Annotated in this window: 16 protein-coding genes; 7 read left to right on the top strand and 9 right to left on the bottom strand. The window is 41.5% G+C overall.

Translation table 11 applies throughout. From position 1 onward, the window contains the following. Positions 1-8: 8 nt before the first annotated feature. From G9Q97_RS18805 to G9Q97_RS18780, 6 genes are read left to right on the top strand one after another with little or no spacing between them, the layout of a single operon-like run. On the top strand, positions 9-929 hold the full coding sequence (locus tag G9Q97_RS18805; protein ID WP_166149679.1) for a Gfo/Idh/MocA family oxidoreductase: 921 nt from the start codon (positions 9-11) through the stop codon (positions 927-929). Between the two features lies 1 nt (position 930). Next, positions 931-1,707, top strand: a complete 777-nt coding sequence (locus tag G9Q97_RS18800; RefSeq protein WP_166149677.1) for an SDR family oxidoreductase — start codon at positions 931-933, stop codon at positions 1,705-1,707. A gap of 20 nt (positions 1,708-1,727) precedes the next feature. Further along, on the top strand, positions 1,728-2,507 hold the full coding sequence (locus G9Q97_RS18795; RefSeq protein ID WP_166149675.1) for an SDR family oxidoreductase: 780 nt from the start codon (positions 1,728-1,730) through the stop codon (positions 2,505-2,507). Positions 2,508-2,538: 31 nt separating this feature from the next. Then, positions 2,539-2,928, top strand: a complete 390-nt coding sequence (locus tag G9Q97_RS18790; RefSeq protein ID WP_166149673.1) for a RidA family protein — start codon at positions 2,539-2,541, stop codon at positions 2,926-2,928. Further along, positions 2,925-4,010, top strand: coding sequence for a dipeptidase (locus tag G9Q97_RS18785; protein ID WP_166149671.1), 1,086 nt, complete (start codon positions 2,925-2,927; stop codon positions 4,008-4,010). The genes G9Q97_RS18790 and G9Q97_RS18785 overlap by 4 nt, the downstream gene beginning before the upstream one ends. Positions 4,011-4,051: 41 nt before the next feature. Continuing rightward, the gene (locus G9Q97_RS18780) at positions 4,052-5,419 is read left to right on the top strand and encodes a hypothetical protein (RefSeq protein ID WP_166149669.1); all 1,368 of its coding nucleotides are present in this window, start codon (positions 4,052-4,054) and stop codon (positions 5,417-5,419) included. Positions 5,420-5,808: 389 nt separating this feature from the next. Here the strand turns inward: G9Q97_RS18780 and G9Q97_RS18775 are convergent, their stop codons facing one another. Then, a complete protein-coding gene (locus G9Q97_RS18775; protein ID WP_166149668.1) occupies positions 5,809-6,231 on the bottom strand; it encodes a c-type cytochrome in 423 nt (140 codons plus the stop codon). Between the two features lie 222 nt (positions 6,232-6,453). On the opposite strand from G9Q97_RS18775, the gene G9Q97_RS18770 reads away from it, so the two are divergent. Beyond that, positions 6,454-8,532, top strand: a complete 2,079-nt coding sequence (locus G9Q97_RS18770) for a CehA/McbA family metallohydrolase domain-containing protein (RefSeq protein WP_166149666.1) — start codon at positions 6,454-6,456, stop codon at positions 8,530-8,532. Positions 8,533-8,660: 128 nt separating this feature from the next. Here G9Q97_RS18770 and G9Q97_RS18765 read toward each other — a convergent pair whose 3' ends face one another. The 8 genes from G9Q97_RS18765 to G9Q97_RS18730 all read right to left on the bottom strand — a co-directional run bounded on the left by G9Q97_RS18765 (position 8,661) and on the right by G9Q97_RS18730 (position 15,304). Beyond that, entirely contained in the window at positions 8,661-9,296 is a 636-nt protein-coding gene (locus G9Q97_RS18765; RefSeq protein WP_166149664.1) for a carboxypeptidase-like regulatory domain-containing protein, read from the bottom strand. Between the two features lie 7 nt (positions 9,297-9,303). After that, positions 9,304-10,554 (bottom strand): CsgG/HfaB family protein, encoded by a 1,251-nt coding sequence (locus G9Q97_RS18760; protein ID WP_166149662.1) that lies wholly within the window; start codon positions 10,552-10,554, stop codon positions 9,304-9,306. A 156-nt stretch (positions 10,555-10,710) separates the two neighbouring features. Next, entirely contained in the window at positions 10,711-11,139 is a 429-nt protein-coding gene (locus tag G9Q97_RS18755; RefSeq protein ID WP_166149660.1) for a curli production assembly/transport component CsgF, read from the bottom strand. Positions 11,140-11,150: 11 nt separating this feature from the next. Then, the gene (locus G9Q97_RS18750) at positions 11,151-11,663 is read right to left on the bottom strand and encodes a CsgE family curli-type amyloid fiber assembly protein (RefSeq protein ID WP_166149658.1); all 513 of its coding nucleotides are present in this window, start codon (positions 11,661-11,663) and stop codon (positions 11,151-11,153) included. A gap of 94 nt (positions 11,664-11,757) precedes the next feature. After that, on the bottom strand, positions 11,758-12,432 hold the full coding sequence (locus G9Q97_RS18745) for a hypothetical protein (protein ID WP_166149656.1): 675 nt from the start codon (positions 12,430-12,432) through the stop codon (positions 11,758-11,760). Positions 12,433-12,538: 106 nt separating this feature from the next. Beyond that, positions 12,539-13,594: a hypothetical protein gene (locus G9Q97_RS18740; protein ID WP_166149654.1), complete on the bottom strand. Its 1,056-nt coding sequence runs from the start codon at positions 13,592-13,594 to the stop codon at positions 12,539-12,541. Between the two features lie 43 nt (positions 13,595-13,637). Then, positions 13,638-14,030, bottom strand: a complete 393-nt coding sequence (locus tag G9Q97_RS18735; RefSeq protein WP_166149652.1) for a hypothetical protein — start codon at positions 14,028-14,030, stop codon at positions 13,638-13,640. Positions 14,031-14,305: 275 nt separating this feature from the next. Continuing rightward, positions 14,306-15,304 (bottom strand): response regulator transcription factor, encoded by a 999-nt coding sequence (locus G9Q97_RS18730; protein ID WP_166149650.1) that lies wholly within the window; start codon positions 15,302-15,304, stop codon positions 14,306-14,308. Positions 15,305-15,798 lie beyond the last annotated feature (494 nt).

The following is a 15,798-nucleotide window of genomic DNA, read 5'->3' as shown; positions in this document are numbered from 1 at the left end:
TGATCACTATGTTGAATATTGGAATGATCGGCATGAGCCCAGGGAATGCGCATCCATATTCCTGGTCTGCCATAATTAATGGGGAGTTTGACCGGGAGCGCATTACGGAGGCTGGCTATCCTGCAGTTGGAGACTACCTTCAGGCCAATCAGGATACCCTGGGCATTCCGGGAGCAAGGGTAAGTCATGTTTGGACCCAGGACCTGAAGATCAGTACGGATATTGCCAGGCATTCGGGTATTTCCCATGTGGTAGAGCAAATGGAATCCATGATAGGAGAGATAGATGCAGTAATCCTGGCCAGGGATGACCCCGAAAACCATGTGTACATGGCCAAACCCTTTTTGGAAGCTGGTATTCCCCTATTTATTGATAAACCACTGGCATTTACATGGGAAGATCTGGCCTATTTTAAAGATCAGCATCAATCTGGTAAATTCCTGATGTCTTGTTCTTCCATGCGCTATGCACAAGAATGCCGGACGATCAAAACAGAGATCAAGGCTTTGGGTCCACTCCATTTAGTCACAGCTGTGGGCAAAAAAGATTGGAAAAAGTATGGCGTTCACCTTCTGGAGGCCTTGTTTGCCACCCTGGATGATCCCAGCCCATTATGGGTACAGCACGTGGGCGAGAAAGACAAGGATATTGTGGTCATTGGATTTGCCAATGGCCTGAAAACCACTGTCCATCTGTTTCAGGATATTTGCGGTACTTTTCAGCTTTCTTTTTTTGGTACAAATGGATGGCGCCTGGTGGAAATAAAAAATTCATATGCCATGTTTCGGGACAACCTGGTCGAATTTATCCGTTCGGTGGAATCCGGCGCATCCAGGTTGGATTTCAGTAAAACCAAGGCCATCATTCAAACGGTAATTGGAGCTCAGGAAAGTTTTGAAAATGGAGGAAAAAAATTTTCATTGAACTAATATGCATATAAAGGATTTATTTAACCTGAAGGGGAAGGTAATCGTGGTTACGGGAGGATCCGGATTATATGGAAAATGTCTGGTAGAAGGCATGGCGGAAGCTGGGGGTACAGTCATTACCACCTCCAGAAACCTGCAATCTGCAGAAAAAACTGCTGCCCTGTTTCAAAGCAGGGGTCTGGACGTACAGCCCATGGAATTGGATCAGGCTGATCCCGGATCGGTAAAGCAATTTGCTGCTGATTTGAAAGAAAAGTACAAGAGGTTAGATGTATTTGTAAACAATGCCGTATCCCGTCCCATGAAGGGCTACAATGGCCCTTTGGAGCAGTTTGCCGAATCGATGCGGGTGAATGCTACCGGTATGGTGGATTTGCTGCGGACCATGATCGAAAGCATCATAGCTTCTGGTGGCGGATCCGTCATCAGCATTAGCTCCATGATGGGGATGAAAGGCCCTGACCTTTCCAATTATGAAGGTACGGATATGGGTGATTTACCTCCGGATTATTTCTTCCACAATGCCGGGCTGATTAACCTCAGCCGTTACCTGGCTAAAATCCATGCGGGGAAAAACATCCGATTCAATTGTATTTCCCCGGGAGGGCTGTTCAACCATCAGCCACAGGCCTTTTTGGACAATTATTGTAAAAAAGTACCTCTGGGCAGAATGGCCAACAATGATGACATCAAAGGTCTTGCGGTATTATTGGCTTCCGACGCAGGGGCCTACATCAATGGTGAAAATATCCTGATGGATGGGGGACTCAATGCTTAGACAATAATTCAAAAGCTGCGATGAAAGATCAATTCGGATTAAAGGGCAAATGGATATGGGTAATAGGCGGTGCGGGTTACCTTGGGGTAGCTGTAATGAAACGGCTGACCGAATTGGGTGCAAAGGTGATTTGCGCAGACCTGGAGAGTAAAGCCTTTAAGCTGGGCGAAGAACATGGTTTTGCAGACAAAATGGTTCCGGAAACCCTGGATATAGGAAATGAAAGTGCCCTTATGGAATTTATTGCTACACAAATCAAAAAACACGGCCCTCCCGATGGCCTCGTCAACCTGGCTTATGCTTCTACGGTCAAAAAAATGGAGGACCTTTCTGGTGAAGAATTTGATGCGGTAAATCATTCGGGCCTTACGGCTAATTTTATCTTGGGAAAAGAAATGGGCAAGGCCATGGCAACCCATGGGGGCGGAAGCGTAGTATTTTTTGGCAGCATGTATGGAATGGTGGTTCCTGACCCCAAATTATATGATGCGCCCATGAATCCCAACCCCATAGAATATGGGGTGGGAAAGGCAGGCATTATTCAAATGACCAAATACCTGGCCATGTACTATGGGCTTCAAAATGTCCGCTTCAACTGTATTTCGCCGGGTCCTTTCCCCAATTTGGAGGTAAAGAAAAAACATCCGGAATTTATTGCAAAGCTGGAAAAGAAAACCTTTTTACAGAGGACAGGCGATGCCAGTGAGGTATCAGGACCTGTTGCTTTTCTGCTGTCTGATATTTCTTCTTTCATTACGGGACATAACCTGGTGGTGGATGGAGGTTGGACAGGTTGGTAAAATTTATGTTTAACAGTGAAATCAAATGACCATGAAAAAAATTATTCATCCAAAACGAGACAAGGGTTTTGATACCGGTGCTTATTCTGATGCGATATTAGTAGATGGGTTTCTCTTTGTCAGCGGTCAGGCATCAGTGGATTTTGAAACCTCCAAATTTAGGTTGGGAACTATTGAGGAAGAAACCACCCAAACTTTGGAAAATATCAAAGCCATTGTGGAAGCTGCCGGTGGAAGCATGGACCAAATCGTCAAATGTACGGTTCATTTGGCGGACATTAAAGAATTTGACAGGTACAACAAAGTGTATGCTGGTTATTTTCAAGAGACCAAACCGGCCAGAATTACCGTGCAATCCGTATTGGCAGAAGGTTTGAAGGTGGAAATTGATTGTATCGCCAGGATCCCCCAAAGTACATGAAAAAAAGGCTGATTTTTGATGCCCACCTTGACCTGGCCATGAACGCCATTGAATGGAACCGGGACTTGCGCATGCCTCTGGTTGAAATTCGGAAAGCAGAAATGCATCTGCCGGACAAACCCGACAGGGGCAAGGGTACAGTATGCCTGCCTGAATTGAGAAAAGGCAAAATTGGTTTGGTGGTGGCCACCCAACTGGCCCGGTATTCTCCTCCCGATTCAGCCCTTGCAGGGTGGAAATCGCCCCAGCAAGCCTGGGCCATGACCCAGGCCCAATTGGCCTGGTACCGGGAAATGGAAGCCCTGGGAGAAATGAAACAAATCACCAACCGGGTAACATTGGACGAAATGGTAGACCTGTGGAAAGACGATTCTTTTCCGGATGAGAACAAGCCCATTGGCTACCTGCTCAACCTGGAAGGGGCAGACTCCCTGGTGGATGTTTCCTACCTGGAAAAAGCCCACGCCTATGGCCTGAGGGCCCTGGGGCTGTCGCATTTTGGTCCCGGCAGGTATGCTCCGGGGACCAAAACGGAAGGAAATCTTACTTCCATGGGAAAGGAACTGCTTAAGGTGATGGGACAATACCAGCTGATTCTGGATGTCACCCACCTGACGGATCAGGGATTTGATCAGGCCCTGGATAGCTATGATGGTCCGGTCTGGGCCAGTCACCACAATGTAAGAAAAATCGTGCCCAACCAACGGCAACTGACAGATGAACAGATCAAACGGCTGGTAGAAAGAGGGGCTGTAATCGGAGGCATGTTGGATTGCTGGGCCATGGACATCCGCTTTATTGATACTATATCCGATCCCTGGCAACTGGACATCAGGCTGGAGCAGCTGGTAGACCACTGGGATCATATTTGCCAACTTGCGGGTGATTGCCTGCACATAGGAATAGGAAGTGATCTGGATGGAATTTTCGGTACCGAGCAGTCACCCTGGGACATGAATTCTATCGCAGACCTTCAAAAATATGAAGAAATCCTGGATAGAAGAGGCTATTCCAGTCAGGATATTGACCATATTTTCCATGGCAACTGGCTTCGTTTTTTGCGCAAAGCCCTGCCGGAATAAGATCCTGCCAAAGCCATTTTAAAATCAACAACAGGCAACCTATGAAAGCAGACGTATCATTCATGGCCGGAGCAGCCAAAGTGGACACCACACCCCCACTGGGTACCATTATCAATGGTGATTTTATCACTCATTATGCCAATGAGATCCATGATCCACTTTTTGCCAAAGCCTTATGGCTGGAGAATGGAGTTTCTACCCTGGTCTTTGTGGTAGTAGATATCTGTGTAATGGGGCAGAAGTTAATAGATGAAGCCAAAGCCCAGATCCGGCAGGAGCAGGGCCTGGATCCCTCCTGCATCATGGTCTGCAGTACGCATACCCATGCCGCAGGAGCCGTGGAAGAAGTACATTTGGTACAGGCAGACCTTGCATATCGCAGAAAAATACCAGGCAAGATAGCCCAGGCAGTCTCCCAGGCCAGGGAAAAAAGAAAGCCCGCCCGCCTGGCTTTTGGTTCCGCCAGGGCTCCGGAACATGCGGTTTGCAGGAGGTTTTGGATGCAGGAGAATTATATCCCTATCAATCCCGTAACCGGAGACCGGGACGCAGTTAAAACCAATCCTTCTGGAGCTGAAAAGGAGATCATCAGGCCGGTATCCAGTCCGGACACTGAACTGGCTTTTTTGGCTGTTCAGACAGTGCAAGGAGAATGGATCAGCATCCTGGCCAACTATTCCATGCATTATGTAGGCGATTGGGAAAACGGTACCATTACGGCTGATTATTTTGGGACATTCAGTGGGGCACTGAAAAAGATGCTTGGTGCGAATGAAGATTTTGTTGGGATCCTTACCAATGGCACCAGTGGGGATGTCAATATCTGGGATTTTCTGAAGGAAAAAAATTATCCTAAGGTCCATTTTGCCAAAAGTAAACTGATTGGTGCGGACCTTGCCGGTAAAGTAACCGAACAAATCCCCTCGTTGCAATGGGAAACCCACCCTGAATTAGGCATCTCCTATAAAGTTGTGGAGGTAAATCGCAGACTTCCCAACGAAAGAGAACTGGCCAGGGCCAGGGAAATGGTAGCCAGGGGCGATTATGAAAATCTGCAACCCAATCAGGAGGGTTGGGCATACCTTTATGCCAGGGAACAGGTATTATTGGCAGAGTTTCATTCAATTGCCCAATGTCCGGTGCAGGTTTTTCATATCGGAGAGGGAAGAGTTGGGGCTTTGCCAGGGGAGATTTTTGCTGAAACGGGCTTAAAGATTAAGCAGGAATTGAAGGGAAAGCCATACTTTACGGTATGTATGGCAAATGGAAATCTGGGCTATGTGCCACCAGCGCATGAACTGGAAAGAGGTGGCTACGAAACCTGGCGTTGCCGGATCAGTAATTTGGATGGGCAGGCAGAAGAAATCCTGAGAAATAAATTATTGGAATTGATTAATGGAAATGAATGAAAAATGTTTTCCCGGAAAAAAATGTAACCGGGATATGAAAATAAAATATTGCGATTGGAAGGAGCCATTCCTTTCCCAGGCAAATGGAAAATCCCCTGATGCCGCAAATCACCAAAGCACCAAACCGAATTCCATTTCCAGCGACCCCTCTTTACATAGGGCTTGTTTTAACCCAAGGCAGGAGGATGTTTCAACTGAATTAAAGGGATTTAATAAAAATTGCTATTCAATAATTGGTTGATAATTCACCGGACCCACTTATAAAGGAGGCTTTACCCGATCTTCTTTTTCTGAATAGGAATTTTCACTGGTAGAATTGTTTGAGCAATTGAAATTTATTCCAAAGGAAGGTTTATCGATCAATCTCAGGTTAATGCCCTGGTGTAAATTTAATCCAAAGACAGGATGTAATACACCATGGTCCGGGTATCTTCTATACTCAGGTGGGGATGAGGACTCATGATGGGATTGCCCCAGGAGCCAAAACCGCCTGAAATAACCTTTCTGGCCAGCATGTCCACATAGGCAGGCTGAACCGGGTACCTTTGGGCGATATCTCTGAAAGCGGGTCCCTTGGCTTTGGTATCCACCCGGTGACAGTCTGCGCATCCGGAATAGGCTACCAGTACTTCTCCTTTTGCCACCACCTCATCTGGTATGTGTTCACTTTTTCCTTCTATTTTTCGGATATAATCTTTTTTCGGTGACTTATTTTCTTCTTGGGTAGGAGCGTTTTTCTGACAGCCTACTAATAAAACTGAGACCAGCAATAAGGTCAATAATGGAAATAAGACAAACTTCTGAGAAATCATATGCAAATCTAATAAAAAAGATAAAAAAGTCTTAATTTGTTGTTAGAAAATCGTTCCCCCGTTTTATTTTGAAAAAGCAGACTGGGGAGGAATGAAAAAACCTTCAAAATTTTCGAAGGAAGAAAAATCACTTACTTTTTTTGATTAAGTAATAGAGATTGCCTAGCTTCTGGGACCAATTGAAAATACGCTCCATTGTCCACTTGTTTTAAAGGAATTCAGATGAAAATTTTCTTTTTAGGTTGTTTGCTTGTTTTAAATTTGAATCTTTCTGCCCAAAATAAGGTTGACTTTTCCGGTTTTGATCAAAAGGGAGAGGCTACCGTCTCCGTAAGAGAAAATGTACTGGAGGTCACCTGGCCCACCGGTGACCTGGAGAAGGGAAAACTCCTAATAAACCTGGAGGAGGGTCAGCCATTATTTAAAAGCATACAGTTAAGCACCGATGATGGGAATTATACGGAAATTGCCCAGGGAATTGATCCGGTCTTTGTACTCACTGAAGGCAAAAGGGACCTGACAAAGGATAGTGGCTGGAACATTTTTTTTGACCGGACAGCCTACCTTCCCTACACCCCGCATTTGGTAGAAATTAAAAAAACTGATGCTACGGTAGAAAACGAAGGCAGCCGAATAAAAATCATTTTGTCTGAAATGTCAGCGGATCATTTTTCCGGTAAGCTGGAAATCACTTTGTATGAAGAAAGTCCCCTTTTGAATCTGGCGGCCGTGATGCAAACGAAAAAAGATTCAGTGGCCATTATCTATGATGCCGGATTGGTAAGCCAGGAACCTGTTTGGGAGGAGATTTTCTGGTCGAATACGGAGGGGTATCTTCAGGCTAAAAGTGTAGATTCATCAAGCCAAAGCAAGGAGCTTGCCGTAAAATACCGGACAATAATTGGCGAAAGTAAAGGCGGAAGCCTGGCTGTCTTCCCCCCTCCGCACCAATATTTCTATCCCCTGGACAACGCCTACAACCTTAAATTTACCTGGTTTGGCAAGGGCTACCGGGATTTGATTCCAGGTTTTGGCTTGGGGATACGGCAGGATTTGATGGGAGACAGGCGGCATGTGCCCTGGTTTAATGCTCCACCGGGTACAGAACAGCGATTGAATTTTTTCCTTTTGTTGAGTGCAGAGAAGGACGGGCAAGTGCTTGAGGAGGTAAAGAAATATACTCATGATGATTCATATCAACCCCTTCCGGGGTACCGAACCATGGCGAGTCATTTTCATACGGAGCACGTAAATGATGTACTTACCCACAAACCCCTTCCGGAAATTCCGGGGCATGTCAGGGCTTTGCGGGATATGGGTGTAAACATCATGCACCTGGGGGAATTTCACCTGGCAGGGAACCCGAGAGATCATGGCCCCAGAAGGTTGTCAGAATTTCGCACCATGTTTGAGGAATGTGCCAGGCTTTCTTCCGGGGATTTCTTAATGCTACCGGGAGAAGAACCCAATAGTCATTTTGGCGGACACTGGATGAACATTTTTCCTAAACCCGTTTACTGGATCATGTCAAGGGAACAGGGTCAGCCTTTTGTGGAGGAGGACCCCGAATATGGCAAAGTATACCGCGTAGGCAACAAAGAAGAAATGCTCAGGTTACTGGAGGAGGAGAAGGGCCTTGCCTGGACGGCACATGCGCGTACCAAAGGTTCCACAGGCTTTCCCGACCAATACCGGGATGAGGCATTTTTTCATTCCGATCGTTTCCTTGGTGCCGCATGGAAAGCCATTCCCGCCGACCTTTCTCAGCCCAGAATTGGGAAAAGGGTCCTGGATTTGATGGATGACATGGCCAATTGGGGCCATAAGAAATATGCCATAGGAGAAGCGGATCTTTTTAAACTGGAGCCTGAATATGAAATATATGGACACATGAATATCAATTACCTGCGCATGAATAAGCTGCCAAAATTTGAAGATGGTTGGCAACCGGTCCTGGATGCAATGGAGAAGGGTGAATTTTTTGTAACCACCGGAGAAGTTTTGATCCCGGATTTTACCATAAATGGGAAAAGGTCCGGGGAGGTTTTGGTATTGGAAGACCCTGCTGATGTAAACCTGAACCTGAATCTAAGCTGGACATTTCCGCTTAATTTTGTTGAGGTCATCTCAGGGGACGGGGAAAGGGTGTACCGGAAAAAAATCAGCATGAAGGCAACCCACTCATTCGGAAGTCAGCAGTTTGAATTCCCCATTGACCTCCGGGGAAGATCCTGGGTCAGGGTAGAAGTTTGGGACATAGCGGCCAATGGTGCTTTCACTCAATTTATCTGGTTGGAATAATTCCAAAAATAAGTACCAATGGCAAGTAAAACTTACTACATTTAATGCTACTGAAAATCTAATACTAATCTAATCGTTAAAAATTTTGTTCTTCACCAAAAATTAAAGCATACCAATAAAAACTTTATTTAGTCAGTCCTAAAAGTCCAGGTTGGACTATTTGCTACGTTTCTTCCTTGGTATTTGGCAACAACATACCAGAAATAGGTTGTGTTTGGTTTTAAGTTGGAAACCCCTATTTCCCTTCCTAATAGATTTTCACCCAATAGGGTTTGAGTAGTGGAATTTGATTCAAAGATATAAACATTGAATTCTAGTTCCCTGGACCTGACATCCTGATCCACTTTCCACTCCAGGGTCAAATCTTCCGTTTGTCCTACGGCCCCGTTTCCTGGTATTGGATCGTATATGACTACGTTTCCAACATCATTATCATCTTCTAAAAGAAAAAAAGTCAGGGAGGTATTGAGGTCCTCATTTACGGCTACACTCACACTGGCGGTTAAATAATCCATTTTTCTTGCAGAAATCACTACTTCACCGTCTTTTACCATTTCTATTAGAAAAGCCCCTTCTTCATCGGTTAATACGATGGTACTTGGGGGCGTTGTTGAAATTTGAACCCCTGACAATGGTTCGTAATTTTCTCCATCAACCACTATTCCGGAAATAGTGCCAAATTTGTCTTCGGTGATATGCTCTAATTCACATCCTGTGAAAAAAATAAACAAGCCGGCTGATATTAAATAATAAACTACCTTCATTTTACGATCAATTTCCTAAGTAAATTTTTAATCCTATTCTGGCCCCCACTATAATATCGTCAAGTGAGCCTGCAACGACACCATCATAACTATCTGTCATATGTTGGTTTAAGTATGCCTTCAAAGTAAGTGCTGATTTTGGTGAGACTAAATATTCAATACCAGCCCCGTAGGTAAAATATGGTAACAATTGATTTTGAGAGAGGCCTATTTCATTGCCGAAATTATAATAAGTACCCCCACCAATACTAAATAAGGGAGATAGTTTACCTGTGGGGTTAGCTAAGAAAACCAAGTTTCCATCCCCATAGAATTCAAATGAATTCATTAAATTTTCTACATTAACCTGGTGATAGCCAAGGCTTGTTTCAAAATAAAGTGATTTATTGATTCCAAATCCGATTGAATAATTGATTCCCCCCCGAATCTCACTTGAAGGATAATCTCCTAAGTAATTTTGAGTGGTCAACATGGGGTTTAGATAAAATCCCGATCTGTTTTGATAAATATGGGGCTGACCCATATAGTCAATTTCACGGTTGGCTTCCTTTTCTTCCAGATAATCATCAATAATATGTTGTGCCGAGTCGATTGGTTCATTTAATTCCCAAAGTCGACCTATTATCCCTTCTATGACCAGGCTGTGAACAGCTTTTTCCACCGCTTCGGTAATGGCCAGTTCTCTGGGTTCATTGTGGGTATAACCCATTTCTGCCTCCAGTAATCTTTTGAATTTCACATACCGAAAAATGCCCGTACTCACTTCTTGAGACAAGATTGATTTGGTGGTATATACAGTTTTTAACACCTTTCCGTTACTTGTAGACACAGCTCTTAAATAAATGGATACCCTGTCTTCCCTGTACTGCGAAGAAACATTTGAACCAAAGTACCTTATTCCTGCTCCGCCTGTAAAAACATTGGTTTCATAGGAAACAATACCTCCTTCTAGAAGAACACCTGCGAATAAGAGCGGAGGCAAAAGAATGTTATTGTTTCCCTCATATTGCTCCCTACTTGATCGGATTATTTTTCTTTCATTTAATAGATTACTGATATTTTCTCTTTCTATGGGGACAAACCAGCCAGACTCTTCCAATGCCCTTATCAATATATTCGTTGCCCCCTGGGTCACTGCTGTGGACCAGCTGGCACCAACATTCGACTCCTTGTACTGACCTGTTTGGTCCCTGAACTTGTATACTGCCACTACCACTGGTTCTTTTGGCTCAGGTAAGGACAAAAGCTCCTTCTTCATTTTTGTTTCAGGGCCAAGAGCAGCATCCCTGTCTCCAAAAGGCTGGTAAAAAAATGGGCTACAACCACCCAGGAAAATTAATACTGCTAGAATTTGGACATACGAATTCAACTGCTTCCACAAAAATTTCATCAACACTAAGTTAAAATATTCTTACTAAAAAAATGGAACATCGACTACTGTACTTGCGCCGGTTCTGTTGTCCACTATATTGATATTAATTCCGGCACCTCCACTTCCAATTTCTATTTGATAATCTCCTAATTGGTAACTACCTTCTTGTATTTCATCTTCCCCGAATTGTCTCAATACCAGTTCTCTGGAAAGCCTGCTTAAGATTTGTCTGTTCAAACTTTCCGTAAAATCATTGAGTGGCGATCGTTGGGAAAATCCCGTTTGGGTCCTTTGCTGCTGCGAAGGGTCGACGGTGGTATCTTGCGCCTGAGCAGAACTTAGCATCCATTGATAATTAAAAGTTTCTCCACCAAATGCTGGGTTTTTTGGCTTGTATACCATTTGCTGAGCTTCACAAAAACCAATCGAATAATAAATACACAGAGTTAAAATAAATAGAATCTTCTTCATTGTCGTTTAGTTTAAAATATGCCAGAACCAGAGCGTTCTTCCCCGGCAAGTTCCCTTACTATTTCCTCATACCTTGCCAAATACATGTAAGTTGAGCCAATCGATTGTGACACCAATTGCTCCACAACATCATTTCTTGGTTGTAATAGAGATTGAAATACCATCGTTTCATTGATATAAATTTCAATCATAGTTGTACTGAGCCGAAATGGTTTTTCTTTAATAAATATGGAGTAATTACTGGCATCCTGAGGTGCCTCCCATTGTCTATAAAAGAATTCGAAAAAATCCCTACCACTTTTGGTCTTTGTTTCATCTATAAGCAGGCCATCTATTTCCAACTCCGACACTTCCTTCGCTCGTTTTTTTTCTTCTTCGGTAATGGATTCCAATAAATTAATCAGGGCCTCTGGGGCTTCTTTAATAGAATCGTTGCCGGTTTGCACCTTTGTGCTGTCAGATTGTGCCAATAAATCGTCAGAAAAAAATATAAAAAGCGATATATACATTATCAACATCTTCATTTCCTATACCAATCTAAATGTTACACCAATCCGCCTGTGAAGGAATATAAAATTTTTGTAAATTAAAAGAAGTTTCGGCGATTAAATTTTTTCTTTATCTTTTCATAGGAAAGTTAAATTGAGATGTGGAAATATTTATTTTCATTCCCTCTCCATTTATACCCGGATTTTGTGTTATTTCAAAAGATGAGCTGAAACCTTCCATCATCGCGTCTACCTCATTTTGATTTCCAAATTGTGAAATCCGTACGTTTTGATTAGTTATATTGGTATCAACTCCATTTCCTACCAATGAAAGATCAATACTGTTTCGGTTCCCTTCTTGTATCAAAGCCGCTGACCTATAGGTTATTCCGTCCTGAAAAATATAGCTATTGATGCTGTTTTCATTACCGTTTTGTAGCACACTTGTGATTACCCCTTCTCCTATTGACCATAAATTGGCCTCATTTTGGTCACCATTTTGATTGACTTCAGTACGATGTCCCCTACCACTTTGGTCTACGTATCCCCTGTTGCTATTGCCTGACTGTTTCAGAATTATAAAGTTAACCCCATTTCCTTTATTTTCCTGAAATACCCTTGCATTGCTATTGCTACCCACCTGCTCAATAATTACACTGTTGTTCCGTTCCTGCTGTTCATACATTTCAATGGCTTGAACATTAAGTAAAATACTTGCCTCAGGGTCTATTGATTCTTGAGAAAATGCCTGTATGGCACTAACATTGATCAATAAAATAAAGTAATATGAAATCGGAGAAGACATTGAATCAATAAAAGGAATTTTTGCGACATTGCAAAAAGATTTTATTTTAAAAATAGGTTTCCACCAACAAAATTGATGGAAACCTAAAATAAAATAGGAGCGAAGTTTACAGTCCGAAAGTTTGATTAACGTTTGCAGTTAGGTCATTACCAACTTGCGACACATTGCTAAAATTACTTCCGCCCGTTTGGATCTGGTTTGCATAATTGCGAGCTCCGTCCTGTAGGATCATGGCTTCATTCAATACGATATCTCCGCCAGGTGTAGTTTGAGTTTGATAAGCCTCGTTATCAACTCCATACTGATTGATGGTTGCGAGGTTTAATGGATCATATCCACTAGAACGTCTTAGGTCTGAACTTTGAGTTTGTTCTGCGGTACCCCTGTTTCCGTACTGATTGATATATCCGAAGTTAAGACTTCCAGTTTGATCTTGCATGGCACTATTGTCATTACCGGCTTGATTAACGGAGGCTGTGCTTACCCAGGCATCTTGGGTTTGGGTGCTTGAATTATGATTACCAGACTGGTTGGCTGTAGCGGTATTGGCCCATCCGTCTTGCACTTGAGTAGCCGTATTATTATCTCCGGCCTGATTAATCGATCCGTTGTTCATACTACCTTCTTCATCAATAAGCATATTGATGTCCTGAGCTTGCTGTGCATTATTGTTATCACCGGATTGGACTATGGAAGCTGTATTTCCATACCTCACCTGATTTTGTGAGGCAAAGTTATCACTGCCACTTTGGTTAATGGAGGCGGTACTTGTACCCAACTGACCGTGTGGACCTTGTCTTTGAATAGCTTCGTTATTATTACCTGACTGTGTAATGTACGCCGCCAAAGCTCCAGCTCTTGATTCAAGCGCTCCGTCGTGGGTTTGTTCTACTGTGGCCTCATTGTTTCGTCCAATTTGGTTAATGTTAGAAAGCGTGGTGTTTTCCTCAAAAGCACTTGTTGAAATTTGAGTAACATTCGCTACATTGTCCCGATTTTCTTGGTTGATCACCGAAGAATTTTCGTTTGCGCCAGATTGTTCAACATCAGCGTTTTGATTGTTTCCAGATTGTGTAATCTGAGAGGTGTTGTTTGGATCGTCCTGTGCGAAGGCAATGCCTGCAGCAAACAACATGGAGAATAAAATACTTGCTTTTTTCATTTTTGTTTTTGTTTTGGTTTATAATTGATTGATTAGTATATCTTTATTGATCATCTTTTTGTCTTTCATTTTTGGTACTCTGTTTGATTGTCGCTTGGTTGTTTTGGCCGGATTGTCGTACGGTGATGGAAGAGCCTTCAACATTATTTACGCTTACATTTATTGAATTTTTTCCTCCTTTTTGAATTAATGTCCCGCTTACTGAATCCTTGACCATTATGGTTTTAATGTTTTGAAAGGTTTTATCGTTAATTTTTATAAAATTCGAATTACCTTGAGTTTGGATATAAATACTATCAACAGTGCTGATTTCGTGCTCCTGAGCATCGCGTTTTTGCTCGCGAGCAACGTTTTTTGAAGTTTTCAAATCTTGTGATTTTGCGAAATTGGCCAGTAGAAGACCAATGGTCAGGAAAAAGAATATTCTGAAAAGCATATTAAGGTTAAATACAAAAAGATGCATATCAATATAATTAAAATGTAATTCGTACTCTGTTAAAACAAATTTAGGTATAAAAATCGACCCAGGCAATGCGTGATTTCCGAGGGCTAAAAATTTCGTGTTAGTGAAAATACGTATGAAAATTCAGTTGAAATCGAGCATTACGTAGCCGTTACACAATAGGATGACTATCAACCATGTGCGACTCCAAGTGGCCGCTTAAAGAAAAATTATAAACACAAGAAAAATGTTAAAGTACCCTTAGAATTTTATAAGGCTTCAATATGGTTATTACCCCCTCTTAGAGTATTTACTGTCGAAACTGCCTCTATAATATTCCTTACTCCTAATTTTTCCATAATATTTGATCGATGCTTCTCAATCGTACGGTTTGAAACAGACAACCGATCTGCAATTAATTTAATTGGAAGTCCCTCTGAAGACAATTCCAATACCTGGTGCTCCCTGGGTGTAAGAATAGGGTTTCGGTAATTTCCAAGCTCTTCCCTTTTACTATTATAACTTATTTCCATCCCAGATTCGGGATTCGGGGACAATTCAATCAAGTAGGTCTTATGGTTAAAATAAGTACCTTTAAACATCAATATGTTAAAACTGATTTCTCTAGCCTCTTTAAAGGAAATGTTCTTTATTTTACAATAATTTGAGATTTTGCTATCAAACCGTTTGTAATTTAATTTTTCCAGTGAGGAATCAGGGAATTCAAAAACTTCATCAATACGCTTCCCCTTCAGACCATTTTTTTGATGAATGCAGCTAAAAGAGTTGTTGACTTCCTGAATGTGGTCGTTATCAACCAAAAGCATAGGTATATGGGAATTATTAAAATAAAATTTGAAATCAGAAGTATTCAAAAAATTAAAATACTTTTTTTTAGCGATTTCTTTATTTACTTTCCTAATGGTTGCTTCTTGGTCCAATGGTAGAAAAATGATATTGTCAATTCCAAGCTCTAACGCAAGCATGATATCCTCTTTTTTGCAATCCTCCAATATTAAAAAAAAAGGAATTGCTTGAGAGAGTAGCTCAGGTTCCAGCGTTTGAAAAATCAGATCGCCTTTTGCCTCATCAATGAATTCCGTGCTTAATGTTAGTTGGTATTTGGTATTTTGAAGACATTTCAAGGCATCATCTACTTCGGAAACAATATTTACTTTGAATCCATTGGATCTCATGAGATCAATAACTTGCTCATTTATATGTTCGGGCGGACTTATAAATAATAGGTTGTTTTGGGTTTTAGTCATTGTTATAAAAATATTTTAAAATTTATAAAGAATATAATTTAAATTCAAATAGTCTAGTTTTAATAATTTTCAGTTCTTTTAGTGGTCATTTGCTTTATTCAATTTATTTTGAACAGTTAGGAAACACCTGGTCTGTCAACTGATATGAAATACAAAAATCAACTGCTAAGATACAAAAAGATGCAGTTTTTTATCAACTAAATTAAAACTTAATTTTTTACTTAGTTATTTCAACAAAAGTTAATTTTAAAAATATAGTAAAAAAATTATTTTTTATTTGATGAAAAGAAGAGTTTTTTATTAAATATTAAATTTTGAAGAATTTACAATTTTTTATTAACACTTGATTTCTTATACATATAATAAATTTTAGGTATAAAATTTTTTTATTCAAATTATGTGGTATAATTTAATTAATTGAACAAGGCACTTTTTCAATAACTAAAAAGCAGGTATATTGACAGCGTAAGCAGAAAGTTATGGAAAAGCGGTTT

Source organism: Cyclobacterium plantarum (assembly GCF_011290685.1).
GTDB lineage: Bacteria > Bacteroidota > Bacteroidia > Cytophagales > Cyclobacteriaceae > Cyclobacterium > Cyclobacterium plantarum.
This window is presented reverse-complemented; position numbering and strand designations above follow the sequence as displayed.

Bases quoted from the DNA above. Each gene is read 5' to 3' on its own strand.
- G9Q97_RS18780 (WP_166149669.1), top strand. From the start codon at position 4,052: ATGAAAGCAGACGTATCATTCATGGCCGGAGCAGCCAAAGTGGACACC.
- G9Q97_RS18785 (WP_166149671.1), top strand. From the start codon at position 2,925: ATGAAAAAAAGGCTGATTTTTGATGCCCACCTTGACCTGGCCATGAAC.
- G9Q97_RS18755 (WP_166149660.1), bottom strand. From the start codon at position 11,139: ATGAAGAAGATTCTATTTATTTTAACTCTGTGTATTTATTATTCGATT.
- G9Q97_RS18740 (WP_166149654.1), bottom strand. From the start codon at position 13,594: ATGAAAAAAGCAAGTATTTTATTCTCCATGTTGTTTGCTGCAGGCATT.
- G9Q97_RS18770 (WP_166149666.1), top strand. From the start codon at position 6,454: ATGAAAATTTTCTTTTTAGGTTGTTTGCTTGTTTTAAATTTGAATCTT.
- G9Q97_RS18750 (WP_166149658.1), bottom strand. From the start codon at position 11,663: ATGAAGATGTTGATAATGTATATATCGCTTTTTATATTTTTTTCTGAC.
- G9Q97_RS18760 (WP_166149662.1), bottom strand. From the start codon at position 10,554: ATGAAGAAGGAGCTTTTGTCCTTACCTGAGCCAAAAGAACCAGTGGTA.
- G9Q97_RS18745 (WP_166149656.1), bottom strand. From the start codon at position 12,432: ATGTCTTCTCCGATTTCATATTACTTTATTTTATTGATCAATGTTAGT.
- G9Q97_RS18795 (WP_166149675.1), top strand. From the start codon at position 1,728: ATGAAAGATCAATTCGGATTAAAGGGCAAATGGATATGGGTAATAGGC.
- G9Q97_RS18765 (WP_166149664.1), bottom strand. From the start codon at position 9,296: ATGAAGGTAGTTTATTATTTAATATCAGCCGGCTTGTTTATTTTTTTC.
- G9Q97_RS18800 (WP_166149677.1), top strand. From the start codon at position 931: ATGCATATAAAGGATTTATTTAACCTGAAGGGGAAGGTAATCGTGGTT.
- G9Q97_RS18775 (WP_166149668.1), bottom strand. From the start codon at position 6,231: ATGATTTCTCAGAAGTTTGTCTTATTTCCATTATTGACCTTATTGCTG.
- G9Q97_RS18730 (WP_166149650.1), bottom strand. From the start codon at position 15,304: ATGACTAAAACCCAAAACAACCTATTATTTATAAGTCCGCCCGAACAT.
- G9Q97_RS18805 (WP_166149679.1), top strand. From the start codon at position 9: ATGTTGAATATTGGAATGATCGGCATGAGCCCAGGGAATGCGCATCCA.
- G9Q97_RS18790 (WP_166149673.1), top strand. From the start codon at position 2,539: ATGAAAAAAATTATTCATCCAAAACGAGACAAGGGTTTTGATACCGGT.
- G9Q97_RS18735 (WP_166149652.1), bottom strand. From the start codon at position 14,030: ATGCTTTTCAGAATATTCTTTTTCCTGACCATTGGTCTTCTACTGGCC.